This window comes from Micromonospora sp. NPDC049282 (assembly GCF_043197045.1).
Lineage (GTDB): Bacteria > Actinomycetota > Actinomycetes > Mycobacteriales > Micromonosporaceae > Micromonospora.
Window position 1 is genome coordinate 24,231 of record NZ_JBICSL010000004.1, and the last position, 15,882, is coordinate 40,112.

General features: G+C 74.4%; 15 protein-coding genes. 9 read left to right on the forward strand and 6 right to left on the reverse strand.

Annotated features, from left to right (window positions below):
* Positions 1-118 precede the first annotated feature (118 nt).
* From ACGFI2_RS09410 to ACGFI2_RS09450, 9 genes are read left to right on the forward strand one after another with little or no spacing between them, the layout of a single operon-like run.
* Positions 119-1,036 carry an FkbM family methyltransferase gene (locus ACGFI2_RS09410; protein ID WP_393513263.1) on the forward strand — a complete coding sequence of 306 codons (918 nt, stop codon included), beginning with the start codon at positions 119-121 and terminating at the stop codon, positions 1,034-1,036.
* Positions 1,029-2,768: an amidohydrolase family protein gene (locus ACGFI2_RS09415; protein ID WP_393513266.1), complete on the forward strand. Its 1,740-nt coding sequence runs from the start codon at positions 1,029-1,031 to the stop codon at positions 2,766-2,768. The genes ACGFI2_RS09410 and ACGFI2_RS09415 overlap by 8 nt, the downstream gene beginning before the upstream one ends.
* The gene (locus tag ACGFI2_RS09420; RefSeq protein ID WP_393513269.1) at positions 2,765-3,778 is read left to right on the forward strand and encodes a Gfo/Idh/MocA family oxidoreductase; all 1,014 of its coding nucleotides are present in this window, start codon (positions 2,765-2,767) and stop codon (positions 3,776-3,778) included. The genes ACGFI2_RS09415 and ACGFI2_RS09420 overlap by 4 nt, the downstream gene beginning before the upstream one ends.
* A 52-nt stretch (positions 3,779-3,830) precedes the next feature.
* Entirely contained in the window at positions 3,831-4,820 is a 990-nt protein-coding gene (locus tag ACGFI2_RS09425) for an NAD-dependent epimerase/dehydratase family protein (protein ID WP_393513272.1), read from the forward strand.
* Entirely contained in the window at positions 4,817-5,581 is a 765-nt protein-coding gene (locus tag ACGFI2_RS09430; RefSeq protein ID WP_393513275.1) for an HAD family hydrolase, read from the forward strand. The genes ACGFI2_RS09425 and ACGFI2_RS09430 overlap by 4 nt, the downstream gene beginning before the upstream one ends.
* Positions 5,578-6,729 (forward strand): hypothetical protein, encoded by a 1,152-nt coding sequence (locus ACGFI2_RS09435; protein WP_393513278.1) that lies wholly within the window; start codon positions 5,578-5,580, stop codon positions 6,727-6,729. Before ACGFI2_RS09430 ends, ACGFI2_RS09435 begins: the two co-directional genes overlap by 4 nt.
* A complete protein-coding gene (locus tag ACGFI2_RS09440; RefSeq protein WP_393513281.1) occupies positions 6,726-7,460 on the forward strand; it encodes an SDR family oxidoreductase in 735 nt (244 codons plus the stop codon). Before ACGFI2_RS09435 ends, ACGFI2_RS09440 begins: the two co-directional genes overlap by 4 nt.
* A complete protein-coding gene (locus ACGFI2_RS09445; RefSeq protein WP_393513284.1) occupies positions 7,457-8,401 on the forward strand; it encodes an ACP S-malonyltransferase in 945 nt (314 codons plus the stop codon). The genes ACGFI2_RS09440 and ACGFI2_RS09445 overlap by 4 nt, the downstream gene beginning before the upstream one ends.
* Positions 8,398-9,660 carry a glycosyltransferase gene (locus tag ACGFI2_RS09450; protein ID WP_393513287.1) on the forward strand — a complete coding sequence of 421 codons (1,263 nt, stop codon included), beginning with the start codon at positions 8,398-8,400 and terminating at the stop codon, positions 9,658-9,660. Before ACGFI2_RS09445 ends, ACGFI2_RS09450 begins: the two co-directional genes overlap by 4 nt.
* Before the next feature lie 33 nt (positions 9,661-9,693).
* On the opposite strand, the gene ACGFI2_RS09455 is transcribed toward ACGFI2_RS09450, so the two are convergent.
* Genes ACGFI2_RS09455 through ACGFI2_RS09480 form a run of 6 tightly spaced genes read right to left on the reverse strand, consistent with a single transcriptional unit; the run spans position 9,694 to position 15,881 of the window.
* On the reverse strand, positions 9,694-11,073 hold the full coding sequence (locus ACGFI2_RS09455) for a class I adenylate-forming enzyme family protein (RefSeq protein ID WP_393513290.1): 1,380 nt from the start codon (positions 11,071-11,073) through the stop codon (positions 9,694-9,696).
* A complete protein-coding gene (locus tag ACGFI2_RS09460; protein WP_393513293.1) occupies positions 11,070-11,975 on the reverse strand; it encodes a beta-ketoacyl synthase N-terminal-like domain-containing protein in 906 nt (301 codons plus the stop codon). The genes ACGFI2_RS09455 and ACGFI2_RS09460 overlap by 4 nt, the downstream gene beginning before the upstream one ends.
* Positions 11,972-13,360, reverse strand: a complete 1,389-nt coding sequence (locus ACGFI2_RS09465) for a beta-ketoacyl synthase N-terminal-like domain-containing protein (RefSeq protein WP_393513296.1) — start codon at positions 13,358-13,360, stop codon at positions 11,972-11,974. Before ACGFI2_RS09465 ends, ACGFI2_RS09460 begins: the two co-directional genes overlap by 4 nt.
* A complete protein-coding gene (locus ACGFI2_RS09470) occupies positions 13,353-14,591 on the reverse strand; it encodes an aspartate aminotransferase family protein (protein ID WP_393513299.1) in 1,239 nt (412 codons plus the stop codon). The genes ACGFI2_RS09465 and ACGFI2_RS09470 overlap by 8 nt, the downstream gene beginning before the upstream one ends.
* Positions 14,588-15,637, reverse strand: a complete 1,050-nt coding sequence (locus ACGFI2_RS09475; protein ID WP_393513301.1) for a hypothetical protein — start codon at positions 15,635-15,637, stop codon at positions 14,588-14,590. The genes ACGFI2_RS09470 and ACGFI2_RS09475 overlap by 4 nt, the downstream gene beginning before the upstream one ends.
* Complete coding sequence (locus ACGFI2_RS09480; RefSeq protein ID WP_393513303.1) at positions 15,630-15,881, reverse strand: acyl carrier protein; 252 nt, start codon at positions 15,879-15,881, stop codon at positions 15,630-15,632. The genes ACGFI2_RS09475 and ACGFI2_RS09480 overlap by 8 nt, the downstream gene beginning before the upstream one ends.
* Position 15,882: the final 1 nt, after the last annotated feature.

Here is a 15,882-nt window from a genome sequence, read left to right on the forward strand (position 1 = left end):
TCCAGCTGGACCGTCGCGACCCGCAAAACATTGACATACGCTGCTGTCCTAGGCGCGATCATCCCGCCTTTTCACAACCATTTCACACTGCGGGGGAAACCGTTGAATTGGCGCTGCAATGACTAATGCTGAACGCCACGCCCTCGCTGATAAATTGCGTCGCAGCGAGGCGGCGGCCGGTCGGAGGCTCAGCGCCCTGCTGCACCGCCCCTACGCGAACGCGTGCCCCACCACGGCGCGGTTGCGCCGATGGCGGCACCGCAACCGGGCCCGGCTCTCCCGGGGACGGACGTTCTGGGGAGACCGCCTCCAGGTCCGGCTTCCGGACGAGATCTCCATCGCGATCCGCCGACACGGCTTCGTCGAGTACGAGCTGAGCTCCTTCTTCCTGCGCCACCTGCGGACCGGCATGACATTCCTCGACGTCGGCGCCCACCTCGGCTACTTCACCGTGCTGGCGGCCCGCTGCGTCGGCCCGTCCGGTCGGGTCGTGGCGTTCGAGCCCACCCCCACCACGTACGCGTTGCTGGCCGCGAACACCGCCGGCCTGCGCCAGGTCACCGCCGTCGACGCCGCGGTCTGGTCCTCGCCCGGCACGTTGCGCCTGACCGACCACGGCGTGGGCTACAGCCCCTACAACTCGGCCTTCCGGTCCCGGCTGCCGGAGGCGGTCCGGCAGCGGGTCGCCACCACCGTGCACGAGGTTCCCGCGGTCACGCTCGACGGCATCGTCGCCGAGCGGGGCCTCACCCCAGATGTGGTCAAGGTCGACGCCGAGAGCGCCGAACGCGACGTCCTGGAGGGGATGCGCGGTCTGCTCACCGGGCACCGCCCGGTCGTCACCGTGGAGGTGGGCGACCTCGACGTGCCGGGCGCGGCCCGCAGCACCGACCTGGTGACGATGCTGGCCGGCTACGACTACCGGGCCTACGAGCTGCGCGACGGCGTACCGCACGCGCACCGGCCCCGGTCGTCCTACGAGTACGACAACCTCGTTTTCGTCGCCACAGAGAAGGGACATCTGCTCGATGTATGACGTCGTGGTCAGGGGCGGGACGATCGTGGACGGCAGCGGCGAGGCCGCCCGTACCGGCGACCTCGCCATCGCCGACGGCCGCGTCGCGGCCATCGGTCGGATCCCCGAACGCGGAGCCCGGGAGATCGACGCGGACGGGTGCGTCGTCACCCCCGGGTTCGTCGACATCCACACCCACTTCGACGGCCAGGCGACCTGGGACCCGCTGCTCACCCCGTCCTGCTGGCACGGCGTGACCACGGTGGTGATGGGCAACTGCGGAGTCGGCTTCGCCCCGGTGACCGAACCCAACCGGGAGTGGTTGATCGGGTTGATGGAGGGCGTCGAGGACATCCCCGGCGCGTCGCTGTCCGAGGGCATCGCCTGGGCCTGGGAGAGCTTCCCGGAATACCTCGACGCCGTCGCCGGCCTCGACCGGGTGATGGACGTCGGCGCCCAGGTGCCGCACGGCGCCGTGCGCGCCTACGTGATGGGGGACCGGGGCGCCGCCAATGAGCCGGCCACGTCGGACGACATCGCCGCGATGGTGACGATCGTCCGCGACGCGATGCGGGCCGGCGCCCTCGGCTTCTCCACCTCCCGGACCACCACCCACCTCGCGATCACCGGCGAACCGGTGCCCGGCACGTTCGCCGCCGAGGACGAGCTGTTCGCCCTCGGTGGGGTGCTCGGCGAACTGGGCACCGGGGTGTTCCAACTCGTGCCGGCCGGGGCCGGCGGCGAGCCGATGGAGGACCAGTTCCGCGAGATCTCCTGGATGCGGCGGCTCTCGGCGCGCACCGGACGGCCGATCACGTTCGGCCTGTTCCAGAACGACCACGAACCGCACCTGTGGCGCGAGATCGTCGACGAGGCGCGGCGGGCCAACGCCGAGGGAGCGCGCCTGCACCCGCAGATCGCCGGGCGGCCGTTCAGCGTCATCGTCGGCCTGGAGAGCACCCACCCGTTCAAGCGCCGACCGACCTACCAGGAGATCGTCCACCTGCCGCTGGCCGAGCGCGCCCGCCGGATGCGGGACCCGGAGATCCGTCGGCGGATTTTGTCCGAGGACCCGGCGTCGGTCAACCCGCGCGCCCCCCTGTTCCCCGAGGACTACGAGAAGTTCTTCCCGTTCGGCCGGCAACCGGACTACGAGCCGAGCCGTGAGCAGAGCGTCGCCGCCGTCGCCGCACGCGCCGGGCGGCCCGCCCAGGAGGTCATGTACGACCTGCTCGTCGCCGGGGACGGCACCCAGACGTTCCTGCGTCCGTTGCTGGGCTACAGCGAGTTCCACCTCGACCCGATCCACGAGATGCTCCAGGAGCCGCACTGCCTGGTCGGGCTCAGCGACGCGGGCGCGCACTGCCGGATGATCTGCGACGCGAGCACCCCGACCTCGCAGCTCACCCACTGGGTGCGCGACCGCACCCGGGGCGAGCGGCTGGGGCTCGAGTTCGTCGTGCACAAGCAGACCAGGCAGACCGCCGAGCTGTACGGGCTGCGCGACCGGGGACTGCTGCGGCCCGGCTACAAGGCGGACGTGAACGTCATCGACTTCGACAACCTGGCGCTGCGTGCCCCGGAGTTCGTGCACGACCTGCCGGCCGGCGGTGGACGGCTGATCCAGAAGGCCGACGGCTACCGGGCCACGCTGGTCTCCGGCGAGGTGACGTTCGTCGACGGGGAGCACACCGGCGCACGCCCCGGCCGGCTGGTGCGCGGCACGCGCGGCGGACCCGGGGACCGCCCGTGAGCGCCGCGGACCGGCTGCGCGTCGGTCTCGTCGGATGCGGCCGGATCGGCCACATGTACGCCGACCACCTGGCCGCCTCCGGCGGCGCGGTCATCTCCTGCCACGACATGCGGGGCGAGGAGGCGACGGCCCTGGCGGACCGGGTCGGCGGGTCGGCGTACGCCGACGTCGATCGCCTCCTGGACACCGTCGACGCCGTCGTCGTCACCTCCTCGACCGACAGCCACGACGCGCTGGTGACCATGGCGCTGGAACGCAAGCTCCCCACGTTCTGCGAGAAGCCCCTCACCCTGGACCTGGACCGCACCCGAGAGCTGGGCGCCGCCGCCGACCGCAGCGGCACCCCGCTGTGGGTCGGCTTCCAACGCCACTTCGACCCCGGCTTCAGCCACCTGCGGGACCGGGTCGCCGCCGGCGACGTGGGGACGCTCTACACCCTGCGGATGTTCTCGCACGACGCCTCCTGGCCGCCGATCGAACGCCTCGCCGCCTCCGGCAGCATCTTCCGGGACCTGATGCTGCACGACTTCGACATGGTGCGGTGGCTCACCGGCCGCGAGGTCACCGAGGTGGCCGCGATCGGCGACGTGCTCGCCGTGCCGGAGCTGGCCGGTCTGCACGACTACGACGCGGTGGCGGCGACGCTGCGCATCGCCGGCGGAGGGGTCGCCGTCCTCACCGCCGGACGGCACAGCCCGCTCGGCTACGACGTCCGCATCGAGGTGCTCGGCTCCCGGGACTGCCTGACCGTGGGGCTCGACGAGCGGACCCCGATGCGGCAGGTCACCGCGCGCGGCCCGGACGACCACGTCCGCCACCGCGACTACCGCGACCGGTTCGCGCAGGCGTACCGGGCGCAGCTCGACGGTTTCCTCGCGGCGGCGGGCGGCAGCGACGCCGACCCGCGCGCCGGCTCCTGGCGTGACTCGTACGCCGCGCTGGCCCTCGCCATGGCCGCGGAGCGGTCCGTGCGGACCAACGCGTTCGTCCCGCCCGTCGACGTCGCGTGACCGCACGCCCGTCGACCGACCCCACGTGACCACCTGACCTGGAGGGTTCTCCATGACCAGACGCGCACTCGTCACCGGCGCCGGCGGCTTCATCGGCAGCCACCTCGTGACCTACCTGCGGAGCCGGGGCTGGTGGGTGCGGGGCGCCGACCTCAAGCGGCCGGAGTTCGGCGACTCGGACGCGGACGACTTCGTCCTGGGCGACCTGCGGGAGCCGGACGCCTGCCGGCGGGCCTGCGAGGGGGTCACCGAGGTGTACGCGCTGGCGGCCGACATGGGCGGCATGGGCTTCATCTCGAAGGACCCGGCCACGATCCTGCGCAACAACGCCCTGATCAACCTGCACACGATCGAGGCCGCCCGGCTGGCCGGCGCGTCGCGCTACTTCCTCGCCTCGTCCGCCTGCGTCTATCCGGAGCACGTGCAGACGACACCGGACGTGCGGCCGCTGCGCGAGTCCGACGCCTTCCCCGCCGGGCCGCAGGACTCCTACGGCTGGGAGAAGCTGATGGCGGAGCGGCTCGGCGTCTACTACGCCGAGCAGTACGGCATGGACGTGCGGATCGCCCGCTACCACAACGTCTACGGCCCGAACGGCACCTACGACGGCGGCCGGGAGAAGGCGCCGGCGGCGCTGTGCCGCAAGGTCGCCGAGGCGCCTCCCGGCGGGGACGTGGAGATTTGGGGCGACGGCCGGCAGACCAGGTCGTTCTGCTACGTCGACGACTGCGTGGAGGGCACGTACCGCCTCATGCGCAGCGACCACGCCGAACCGGTGAACATCGGCTCGGACCGCCTGGTGACCATCGACGACCTGGCCGCGCTGGTGATGACCGCCGCCGGCCGGGACGACGTGCGGCTGCGCCACGTCAGCGGCCCGCAGGGCGTACGCGGGCGCAACTCCGACAACACACTGGTCCACGAGGTTCTCGGGTGGACCCCGGAGATCCCGCTGGAGGAGGGCCTGCGGGTCACGTACCGGTGGATCGCCGATCAGGCGGCGGCCCGGCGCGGCGTGCCGGCGCAGACGGCCCTGGCATGAGCCCACCCGGCTTCGTGTTGTTCGACCTCGACGGCACGCTCGTCCGGCCCGGCGCCCGGATCCAGCGCCGCCACATGTCGACGATGGCCGCCGCCATCGCCGACGTCTGCGGCGTCGCCGAGGAGTTCCGCTACGCCGACGGCCAACTCTGGTACGCCGACATCGACCTCGCGGGTTTCACCGACGCCGGCACGGTGCACGCGGCCCTGCGTCACCACGGGGTCGATGCGGCCCGGGTGCGGCAGCTCAGCCGGCGCGTCATGGCCGCCATGGACGCGCGCCTGGGACAGGGCCGGGATCCGGCCGGCGACCGGGCCGACGACCTGCTCCCCGGCTGCCGCGCGCTGCTGGAGGCGCTGCGCGGGCACGGCTGCGGGCTGGGCATGAGCACCGGCAACGCCCGGGCGGTGGCGCGGTGGAAGATGCGCCGGACCGGCCTGGCGGACCTGGTGCACGACGGCGGCTTCGGCGACGTCGCGCGGGACCGCGACGACGTGGTGGCCGCCGGGGTCGCGGCGCTGGGGGCGCCCGGCAACGGCGTGGTGGTCGGCGACACCGCCAAGGACGTCACCGCGGCGCACGCGGCCGGCCTGCGGTGCGTCGCGGTCGCGACCGGCGCGACCTCGCCGGAGGGCCTGCACGCGGCCGGCGCGGACTCGGTCGTCACCGATCTGACCGGTGGCCGCGCGTTGGACGCGGTGCTCCGGCTGCTCGCCGACCCGGCGGGCTTCCCGAGGTCACGAAAGGTCTACCAGCTATGAGCGAGACACCGCCCCGCGTCGACGTGGTGATGACGACCATCGGTGACGGCGCGCCGTTCCTGTCGGCCTACCGCGACCTGCTGGGCCGCACCGGCGCGGCCGAGCGGGTACGCATCGTCGTCGTCCCCGACCGCAAGACCCCGGCCAGCCTGTTCGAGAACGTCGCGATCGCCCGGCGGGCCGGCCTGGACGTGGTCTGCCCGACCGTCGCCGAGCAGGACGCGATGCTGGCCGCGCTGGGCGCGCCCACCCTCGTCCCGTACGACTCCGACAACCGGCGCAACGTCGGCTACCTGATGTCCTGGCAGTCCGACGCCGACTTCCTGATCTCGGTCGACGACGACAACTTCCCGGTGGACGACCGGTTCCTCGACGCGCACGCCGTGGTCGCCGCCGGGCCCCGTCCCGCGCGGGTCGTCTCCGCCGGCTCCGGCTGGTGGAATCCGTGCGACCAGCTCACGGTCGGGCCGATGCCGGTGTACCCGCGCGGCTTCCCGTACGCGCACCGCACGCCCACGCCGACCACGGACCGCACCGAGACCGTCGACGTGCGGGTCAACGCCGGCCTGTGGCTCGGCGACCCCGACGTCGACGCGATCACCCGGATCGCCGTGCGACCGGACGTGGCCGCGATGCCGGCCCCGGCCGCGGTCTGCGACGCCGACACCTGGGCGCCGGTGAACTCGCAGAACACCGCCGTGCACCGGGACGCGCTGCCGGCCTACTACTTCCCCCGGATGGGCTACCGCCACCACGGCCAGGAGATCGACAGGTACGCCGACATCTTCAGCGGCTACTTCGTCCAGGCCTGCGCGAAGCATCTCGGTCACGCCGTGCGCTTCGGCGACCCGCTGGCCATGCACGTCCGCAACGAGCATCTGCTGCTGCGCGACCTCCAGCAGGAGCTGACCGCGATCGCGCTGCTGGAGGACGTCCTGGCGTGGCTGCCCGGCTGCAAGCTCGACGGCGACACCTACGGCGAGGCGTACCTGTCGCTGTCCTACCAGCTCCAGGACGCCGTGGAGGCGATGTCCGGCCGGTTGTGGACCCACGAGCTACGCGGCTTCGTGCACCAGATGGCCCACCTGATGCGGCAGTGGGTCGGGGTGCTCCAGCGCTGCCATGGCACCGGTCGGGCGTCGGCATGACGCGCCGTACCGTCCTCGTGACCGGCGCGACCGGGGCGATCGGCCGGGCGGTCGCCGCGGCCCTGGCCGCCCCGGACACGACGCTGCTGCTGCACTACCACCGGGACGCCGAGGCGGCCGCCCGGCTCACCGGTGAACTGTCGCCGCGCGCCGCCGCCGTGACGACGGTCCGCGCCGACGTCGGCTCCCCGGCCGGCCTCGCCACCGTCCTGGCGGCGGCGCGGCGGGTCGGGCCGGTGGACGTCCTGGTCAGCAACGCGGCGACGCTACGCCCGGCGGCGGTGGCGCGGCTGCGGGACGAGGACTGGTCGGCGAGCCTGGCGGTCAACCTGACGGCGGCGATGACGCTCATCCGTGGCGTCGTCCCGGACATGACCGGCCGGGGGTACGGGCGGATCGTGGTCACCACCTCGGTGGCCGGGCTACGGGGCTGGCCGTTCCAGGCCGCGTACGCCAGCGCCAAGGCCGGCCTGGTGGGCCTGGTCAAGTCGGTGGCCCGGGAGACCGCGCGATTCGGGGTGACGGCGAACGCGGTGGCCCCCGGCTACGTCCCGTCGGCGATGAGCGCCCAGGGCGGCGACCGCGCGCGCGAGGCGATCCTGGCCCAGACGCCGATGGGGCGGGTCGGCACGCCCGCGGAGGTGGCGGCGGCGGTCGCCTTCCTGGCCTCGCCCGCGGCCTCGTACGTCACCGGTCAGGTCCTGGCGGTCGACGGGGGGATGAGCGCGTGACGACGTCCCGGTACGCGCTGCTGTTCCCGGGCCAGGGCGCGCAGTTCCCCGGCATGGCCGAACGGCTCCACGACCTGTCGCCGACGGTGCGGGACCTGTTCGACGCCGCGGAACGCCAGACCAGCCTGCCGCTGCGCCGGATCTGTTTCCACACCGACCGGATCGACCAGGCCCGCACGGACTGGAACCAGCCGGCGGTGTTCCTGGCCGGGATCGCCGGCTGGTACGCGCTGACCGAGGAGTGGGAGCGCCGTGGGGTGACCAACCCGCCGGTCTGCGTGGCCGGGCACAGCCTGGGCCACTTCACCGCCCTGGTGGCGGCCGGCGCGCTGTCCACATCCGACGCCGTCGACCTGGTCCGCCGCCGGGGCGAGCTGATGCACGCGGCCAGCCTGACGTCGGGGGGCGCGATGGCCACCCTGGTGGGGCTGGCCGAGCCCACCGTCGCCGGCCTCGTCCGGGAGGTCGGCCACGACGCCGTGTCGGTCGCCGCCGTGAACGGCCCGGACCAGGTGGTGGTCTCCGGCGCCGACGCCGCCGTGACGGACGTGATGGATCGTGCGCTGCGGGCGGGGGCCGAGCGGGTGGTACGGCTCGCCATCGCCCTCGCCGCGCACTCGCCGCTGATGGCCCCGGCCGCCGAGCGGTTCGCGCCGCTGGTGTCCGCCGCGGCGCTGCGCGAGCCCCGGACGCCGGTGCTGCTCAACACCACCGGGCGCGCCTCCCGGGACGTCGCGGAGATCCGGGCCGACCTGCACCGGCACATGCTGGCCCCGGTGCTTTGGTGGCGGTGCCTGCAGACCGCCCGGGAGGCCGGCGCCCACCTCCTCGTCGACGGCGGCCCCGGGCGCACCCTCAGCAAGGTGATGCGTCGGGACCTGCCGGCCGACGCGGTGCACTCGCTGGACCATCCCCGTGGAGCGGAGGCGTTGCTGCCATGAGCCCGAGAGTTCTCTTCTGCCCCTGGTCGGCCGGGGGCGGCGCCGGGTACACCGGGCGGGCCCTGGCCGCCGCGGCCCGCCTGGACGGGCGCTTCACGTGCGCCTTCGGCCCGTCCGGGGTGGCCCGGATGGTCGCCGAGGGCGGCCACCGGATGATCGGCGAACCGGCCGCGGACACCGCGCCGGAGGTCGTCCCCGCGTTCCTGCCGTTCGCCAACGTCGAGCGGGTCTACGCGGTCACCGCGCGCTACTACCGTCCGCGCGTGCTCGCCGAGCACCTCCGACGCGACCTGGCCGCGATCGACGAGTACCGGCCGGACATCGTGGTCACCGACATGCAGCCGACGGCGGTGCTGGCCGCGAGACTGCGCGGGCTGCCGCTGGTGTCGATCGCCGACACCGACTTCCTCGACCCGTCCCCGACCTCGTGGATGCCGTGGAGCCGCGCCGAACCGGCGGCCCTGCTGCCGCACCCCAGCGCCCTCGACGCCATCAACGAGGTCGCCACCGGGTCCGGGCTCGACCCGACCGGCAGCGTTCCCGAGCTGTTGTGGGGCGACCTGACGGTGGTGCCGAGCTCACCGGAGGTGGAGCCGCCGCCACCGGCGCCGCCGGGCCGTCCCGACCCGGTCTACGTCGGTCCGCTCTACTGGGACCCGCCCGGTCCGCCGTACCTGCCGCATGCCATCCCCGGCACCCGGCGGGTGTACGTCTCCATCGGCAGCGGCGGCATGGTCACCGACACGGCCCTGCGCGAGGTGCTGGCCGCCTGCGACCGTCCCGACCTGTCGGTCTTCCTGTCCGCCGGCTTCCAGCGACGGGACTGGCTGGCCCGGCACCGCAACGTCGAGCCGGGCGGCTTCACCGGGATCACCGGCCCGATCACCTGGGCGGACCTGATGGTCAACCACGGCGGCTACTCCACGGTGATCGCCGGCCTGCTGCACGGCACCCCGCAGGTGGTGCTGCCGTTCATGTCGGAGCAGGAGGCCAACGGACGGCTGTTCCTGGCCGGCCACGGCGCGGGCCTGGTGGCGCGCACGACCCGGGTGGAGCCGGACGGCCGGATCCGGTACGTCAACAGGCACTCCGGGGACACCGACGATCCGGTGGTGCCGGCGGCCGACCTGCGGCAGACGATCGAGGAGGCGCTCGACGACCCGGGGCTGGCGCGGCGGGCCGACTACGCCCGCGCCGGCCTGAGCCGGCTACGCGCCGACGTCGACCTGGCGGAGCTGTTCGCCGCGCTGCTGCGCTGACCGGGACGCCGGCGCGGCGCGCGGGCCGGCCGGTCAGCGCCAGGCGCCGGCGGCCAGTCCCCGCAGCAGTTCGGCGCGGAGCAGCTTGCCGTTCGGACTGCGGGGCAGCCGGTCGACCGTCACGATCCGGGCCGGCACCTTGTGGGGCGCCAACCGCTCGCGCAGGAACGAGACGAGCGACCGGTGGTCCAGCGCCGAGCCGGTCTCCACGAACGCCACCACCTCCTGGTCCCCCGCGGCGCCCGGCGCGCCCACGACCGCGCACTCCCGGACGGCGGGGAACAGGCGTAGCGCCTCCTCCACCTCCACCGTGGAGACCTTGTTGCCGGCCACGTTGAGCGTGCCGCCGCGGCGGCCGAGCAGGTAGAGCCGGCCGTCCGGGTCGAGCCGGCCGATGTCGCCGGTGGCGGTCGGGCCGTCCGACGCGGCGACGGTGGCGTTTACCGACGGCTCGCCGGTGTGCACCCGGGTCGCCGGGCCGGCGCAGCGGACGACGACGTCACCGGGGCCGGGGGCGGGATCGACGCCGAGGGTGACCCCGTCCAGGGGCCGCCCCACCGACCCGGGCACCGACTCGGTGTCGAGCGTCAGCATCCCGTGCTCCGAGGTGCCGTAGTGCTCGCCCAGGGGCCAGCCGACCGTCGCAATCCAGCGCTGCCGGTCCTCGGGCGGCAGCGGCGCGCCCGCGGAGACGCACCGCCGGGGCCGCTGCCGGGTGTCGAGCCCGGCGGAGAACCACCGGTACAGCAGCGGCACCGAGAGCAGCACCGCGGGCCGGTGCCGGTCCAGGGCCGCGGCCACGGTACGCGGACCGGGCTGCCGGTCCAGCGCCACGTAGGTGCCGCCGGCGGTCAGCGTCGTGACGATGCCGCCGCAGAGGGCGTAGCTGTGGTGCGGCGGCGTCGTGCAGGCCACGGCCTCGCCCTCGGCCAGCTCCAGTGCCCGGGCGAACGCGCGGGCGTTGGCGGTCACCGCCGCCCACGGCCGCTCCACACACTTCGGCCAGCCCTCGCTGCCGGAGGTGGACAGTCCCAGGCCGGCCGGGCGGCCCGGCGGTGACCCGAGATCCGGTTCCCGACGGTCCGTCGCCCGGATCGCCTCACCGTCGAGGGGCAGGTCGCGGTCGGCGCCGAACAGCGCAGCCGCCCGGGCCCGCTCGGCCTCGCCGGCCCTCGGGTCACCGACCAGCAACGGCACGTCCGCCATCGTGGCGGCGGTGACCGCCTCGGCGACCCGGGCGGCACACCGCGCCCGGACGGCCGGCCGGCCGGCCAGGCGCGACGCGAGCCGCTCCGCCCGGCGCACCAGCTCGGCGTAGGTCAGGACCTCGTCGGCGGTGACCACCGCCGGCCGGCCGGGTTGGCGGCGCGCCACCTCGGCGAGCGTGTCCACGAACCAGGTCGCGTCACTCATCGCAGCAACACCACGTCCCAGGCGCCGGCCCGGCCGGCCACCACGAGCACCGCGCCGGGCGGTTCGTCGCCCGGCGGTCCGGCGGCCTCGGCCAGGGCGCGCAACGGACCGACCGCCGGCGAGGAAGCCCCACCGACCCAGGTCCGGACCCGGGGCAGGGCCGCCGCGAAGTCGGTCCGGGCAGCCTGCTGGTCGGCGACGGTGCCACCGCACAGGCGCGCGTCGGAGACGGCGTCCGGCGCGACCTCGGCGGCGTCCAGCACGTCGTACACCGCCCGGCCGTCGGCAACCCCCCGGGCCACGAAGAGCCGGCGACCGGCGCCGTCGGCCGCCCGGCCCAGCACCACGGCCGCCACCTCGCCGAACTCGGCGTGATGCGGGACCGCGAGCCGATCCAGCGCGGTGTCGGCGAACGGGGTCAACGCCTCGTACCCGCCCACCACGACCGTGTCCGCCTGACCGGTGGTGAGCCGCCGGACGGCGTGGCCGAGGGCCTGGGTCCCGCCGTCGCGTCCGAGCAGCGTCGTCGCCGCGCCACCCAGTCCGTGCGTCATCGCCGCGGCGGACACCACGGAGTGCGGCGAGTAGTAGACGAACATCTCCGGCGCCAGCCATCTGGGGCCGGCGAGGTCGAGCTGCTCGTGCATCACCTCGCCGACCCGCGCCATCCCGTAGAGGGTGCCCACCGCCAGCTCGGTGTCGCGGCGGGCGGCCTCGTCCAGCCCGGCGGCCTTGACGACCCGACCGACGACGTCGGTGAAGCGGTCGACCACGACGCGCGCGAGCGCGGGCTCGGCGGGCCAGCCGTCACGGCCCCGCCGCCGGTTCGCGGTCGCCTCGCCGAGGTCGAACTGGTCGGCGGCCCCGGCGGCCAGCCACGCCGTGGCGATCGTGGCCGTCATGCCCGCTCCCACACCAGGGCGGTGTTGACACCGCCGAGCCCGCAGGAGACGGAGACGGCTGTCCGGGCCTCGGTGATCTCACGGTGCGTCGTCACGATGTCGTAGCCCTCCCACTGCGGATCGAGCGGTTCCGCCCCGGTGGTCGCGGTCAGCGTCCCGTGTCGTAGCGACAGCAGGCAGGCCAGCGACTCGATGATTCCGGCCGCGCCCTGGCAGTGCCAGAGCAGGCCCTTGACGCTGTTGATCGGCAGCGTGCGCACGCGGTCCCCGAAGACCTCCGCCAGCGCCCGCATCTCCGCGACGTCGCCGAGCTTCGTGCCCGGGCCGTGCGCGTTGACGAACGACACGTCGGACGGCGCCAGCCCTGCGGCGGCCAACGCCCGGCGCACCGCCAGCTCGATCCCGGCGGACTCGGGCGCCGCCATGTGGGTCGTCCAACTGCTCGCCCCGTAACCGGCGAGACGGCCGAGGACGGTGCCGCGCGTCGCCGGGGCCGGGCGGCGCAGCAGGCAGGCGGCGGCGGCCTCGGACAGCGCGATGCCACGCCGCTCGGCGTGGAACGGCCGGCACCCGTCCACCCCGAGGGTCCGCAGCGCAGCCAGCCCGTGGAACGCCGACCGGGACACCGTGTCCGCGCCGACCACGAGCACCTCCTGCGCCTCGCCGGCCAGGAGCAGGTCCCGTCCGTAGCCGAGGGCGACCGCGCCGGAGGCGGACGCGCTCCCGACGGTGGTCGCCGCGCCGAGGCCGAGCTGCTCGGCGGCCCGGTCGGCGATCCAGCCGGCCAGCGCCGCCGCGTGGTCCCCCCGCTCCCGCAGCGCATGCCCCAGGGCGTTGCCACCGGTGTCGGTGGTCCCGACGACGAGGGTGATGCCGGCGCGCCGGTCCGGCTCGAGTCCGTCGAGGCACTCCCCTGCCGCGACGAGGACCAGCTCCAGCAGGCGGTCCGGCGCCACCACGTCGGTCGTGGCCGCGCCGGGCACCGCGCCGAGGCGGTGCCCGCGGGCCGGCTCGTACGGCATGGGCAGCCGGTACGCCCGTTCGGACAGCAGGCCGGACCAGAGCGCCGGCACCCCACGGCCGGTGGGTCCGACCACCCCCATGCCGACCACGTCGAGCCGGCCGTCGCCGCCCCCGGCCGGTGCGAGTGCCGCGTCGGCCAGCGACGCCAGCGAGGCGGCGGGGTCGAGCACGGCCTCGTCCGGGACCGTCAGGTCCCAGCGCTGGCCCAGTTCGGCCGCGATGGTGATCAACGTGACGGAGTCGACCCCGAGCACGACCAGCGGCTCCCGCTCGCCGAGGTCGTCGACCTCGGCCCGGGGCCGTTGCCGGGCGAGCAGTTGGCGGATCCGGTCGACGACCTCCCGCCGGCTCGGCTCATTCATCGGATGCCCTGTCGGCGGCCCGGAAGCCCGCCGCGGTGGCCTCCAGCGCGGCGTCGACGTCGTCGTCGGTCATCGCCGCCGAGACGTACCAGTGATGGTTGGGATGCAGCAGCAGGCCGCGGCGGGTGGTCTCGGTGTAGAAGGCGTCGTGCGCGCGGGACCGGATCGCCTCGTCGGGATGGGTGAGCCGCAGGAACGGCATCTGGGGCACCCCGAGCACCCGTCCCGGCACCCCGTGCTCGACGAGCTGGTCCCGCAGTCCCGCCTGGAGCCGCTCGCCGAGGCGTTCGACGTGGGTGAGGAGACGACCGTCGCGGAGCTGGTTGATGGTCGCCACCGCGGCGGCCATCTCGGCGCCGTTGACGTGGAACGTGGAGCTGATGTGCACCTCGCCCACGGCCCGCATGACCTCCTCCCGACCGACCAGGGCCGCGATGGGGTAGCCGTTCGCCATGGCCTTGCTGAACGTCACCAGGTCGGCGCGCACGTGGTAGCGCTCCTGCGCGCCGCCCGGCGCCATCCGGAAGCCGGAGCGCATCTCGTCGAGCACGAACAGCGCACCGTGTTCCCGGGCCAGCTCCGCCGCGCCGGCCAGGAATCCCGGCGCCGGCGGCTCCACCTCGAACGGCATCATCAGCAGGCAGGCCGTCTCGCCGGGATGCCGCTCGAACGCCCGCCGCAGGCTGTCCAGGTCGTTGTAGTCGAAGGTGTCCACCACCGACTGCGCCTCGGCGGGCACCCCGCCCGGCCGGGTGGCGCACCAGTCGTGCCAGCCGTTGTAGCCCCAGCGGATCACCCGGTCGCGCCCGGTGTGCACCCGGCTGAGGCGCACCGCGGCGCTGGTGGCGTCCGATCCGGTCTTGAGCAGGAAGACCTTCTCCGCGTGGGGGATCACCGAGGTGAGCAGCTCGGCGAGTTCGACCTGCACCCGCTTGCGCAGCGTGATGGCGAAGCCGTCCCGGATCTCCCGCATCACCGCCTCGGACACCACCGGGTCGGCGTGGCCCAGGATGATCGTGCCGTAGGCGAGGATGAGGTCGAGGTAGCGGTTGCCGTCGACGTCCCACACGTGGGCGCCGGCGGCCCGCTCGCCGAACAGCGGGTACGCGCCGTCCACCAGGCGGTCGCGTTGCAGGACGTAGCCCTCGTAGGCGAGGGTGGCGTCGACCGCCACCGCGCGCCGCCGCAGTGCCGCGGATCGGCTCAGGTCCAGTGGCGTTCCGATTCTCATCGCCCACCCTCCTCGCTCTGGGCCGCGGCGACCTGGTCGCCGTAGCACCACGCCTCGTTGCGCACCACCCGCCGCCAGACGCCGTCGTCGTCCCGGTCCGGGTCGGCCGCGGGTGGCGGCGGGATGTCGAGTTGCCGGTGCAGTTCGTCGCGGAGTCGGGTCAGGGCCGACTCGCAGGCGGTGAAGGCGCCGAGCACCGGGGCGTAGACGGCGGTGTCGTCCGGATCCGCCCCGGCCCACCGGTGCGCGCCGATCAGCGCCTTGCCGAGCCGTTGTGCCGCCCGGGAGGCGGTCAACAACTCGTCGGCCAGCCCGGGGTGGGTCTCGCGCACGGCCGCGGCCGTCAGGAACAGCGACGGCTGCACCGCGCCCAGCACCACCACGTGCAGGGCCCGGGCGGCGGATCCGGTGAGGCCGTCCCGTCGCCACCGCCGCCCGACCGTGCGCAGCGCCGGGAGGTCCTCCCCGAGCGCGGTCGCGGTCGGCTCCAGCAGCGTGGCCCGCAGGGTGGTGGCGTCGTCCGGCACCGGTGTGACGTGCACCGTGGCGAACCGGCAGCACCCGCGCATCAGCTCGGGAGTGACCGGGATGCGGCGTCGGTACCCGTCCGACGGCGGCGCGTCGGTGTCGAGCACCTCGATCACCCCGTCGGCGAGCGCGACCGCGAGGACCATGTGGTCGAGGAAGTGCTTCACCCCTTCGAACTCGTCCCCGGGCCAGTAGTAGCGGTCCGGCATCAGCACGCAGGGCGTGCCGGACTCGACGAGCGCGACGAACTCGGCCCAGTGCTCCCGGCCGTCCACGGCGTTGCGCCAGTGCAGGTGCCCGTGCCGGAAGGACGACGACTCGCGCCGGTCACCGCGCAGGTCCAACGGCACCGCGAGGGCGCGTGCGATCTCCGGGTTGGACAGTCCCCGCGCCCGCAGCGCCGACTCGACGCAGCGCAGCAGGCAGCTCAGGCCGTCCAACGGGCCGTCGTCCCAGCCGAGGGAGAGGTCCGGGTCGAGCACCGGGGGGCGGCGGAGAGCCGCCGCGCCGTCAGCCATGGATCCGCGCGTCGATCGTCTTGGCCAGGTCGGCCACGGTGACGTACCGGCTCAGCTCGAAGTCCTCGTCGGTGAAGTCCGCGTCGAGGCTGCGCTCGAAGTGCGACATCAGGTACGCCATGTCGATCGAGTCGACGCCCAGGTCGAGCAGCCGGTCGTCGGCGCCGATCGAGTCCACCTGGTTGCCCTGCCGCCGCAGCAGCAGCGACACGAGCTGGTCGAGAGTGCTGTCGCCGTCCGCCATG

What these genes read in the sequence shown, in the direction of transcription:
- ACGFI2_RS09440 (WP_393513281.1), top strand. Translation starts at nt 6,726, where the DNA reads ATGACGCGCCGTACCGTCCTCGTGACCGGCGCGACCGGGGCGATCGGC.
- ACGFI2_RS09425 (WP_393513272.1), top strand. Translation starts at nt 3,831, where the DNA reads ATGACCAGACGCGCACTCGTCACCGGCGCCGGCGGCTTCATCGGCAGC.
- ACGFI2_RS09450 (WP_393513287.1), top strand. Translation starts at nt 8,398, where the DNA reads ATGAGCCCGAGAGTTCTCTTCTGCCCCTGGTCGGCCGGGGGCGGCGCC.
- ACGFI2_RS09480 (WP_393513303.1), bottom strand. Translation starts at nt 15,881, where the DNA reads ATGGCGGACGGCGACAGCACTCTCGACCAGCTCGTGTCGCTGCTGCTG.
- ACGFI2_RS09430 (WP_393513275.1), top strand. Translation starts at nt 4,817, where the DNA reads ATGAGCCCACCCGGCTTCGTGTTGTTCGACCTCGACGGCACGCTCGTC.
- ACGFI2_RS09410 (WP_393513263.1), top strand. Translation starts at nt 119, where the DNA reads ATGACTAATGCTGAACGCCACGCCCTCGCTGATAAATTGCGTCGCAGC.
- ACGFI2_RS09470 (WP_393513299.1), bottom strand. Translation starts at nt 14,591, where the DNA reads ATGAGAATCGGAACGCCACTGGACCTGAGCCGATCCGCGGCACTGCGG.
- ACGFI2_RS09465 (WP_393513296.1), bottom strand. Translation starts at nt 13,360, where the DNA reads ATGAATGAGCCGAGCCGGCGGGAGGTCGTCGACCGGATCCGCCAACTG.
- ACGFI2_RS09460 (WP_393513293.1), bottom strand. Translation starts at nt 11,975, where the DNA reads ATGACGGCCACGATCGCCACGGCGTGGCTGGCCGCCGGGGCCGCCGAC.
- ACGFI2_RS09415 (WP_393513266.1), top strand. Translation starts at nt 1,029, where the DNA reads ATGTATGACGTCGTGGTCAGGGGCGGGACGATCGTGGACGGCAGCGGC.
- ACGFI2_RS09475 (WP_393513301.1), bottom strand. Translation starts at nt 15,637, where the DNA reads ATGGCTGACGGCGCGGCGGCTCTCCGCCGCCCCCCGGTGCTCGACCCG.
- ACGFI2_RS09455 (WP_393513290.1), bottom strand. Translation starts at nt 11,073, where the DNA reads ATGAGTGACGCGACCTGGTTCGTGGACACGCTCGCCGAGGTGGCGCGC.
- ACGFI2_RS09435 (WP_393513278.1), top strand. Translation starts at nt 5,578, where the DNA reads ATGAGCGAGACACCGCCCCGCGTCGACGTGGTGATGACGACCATCGGT.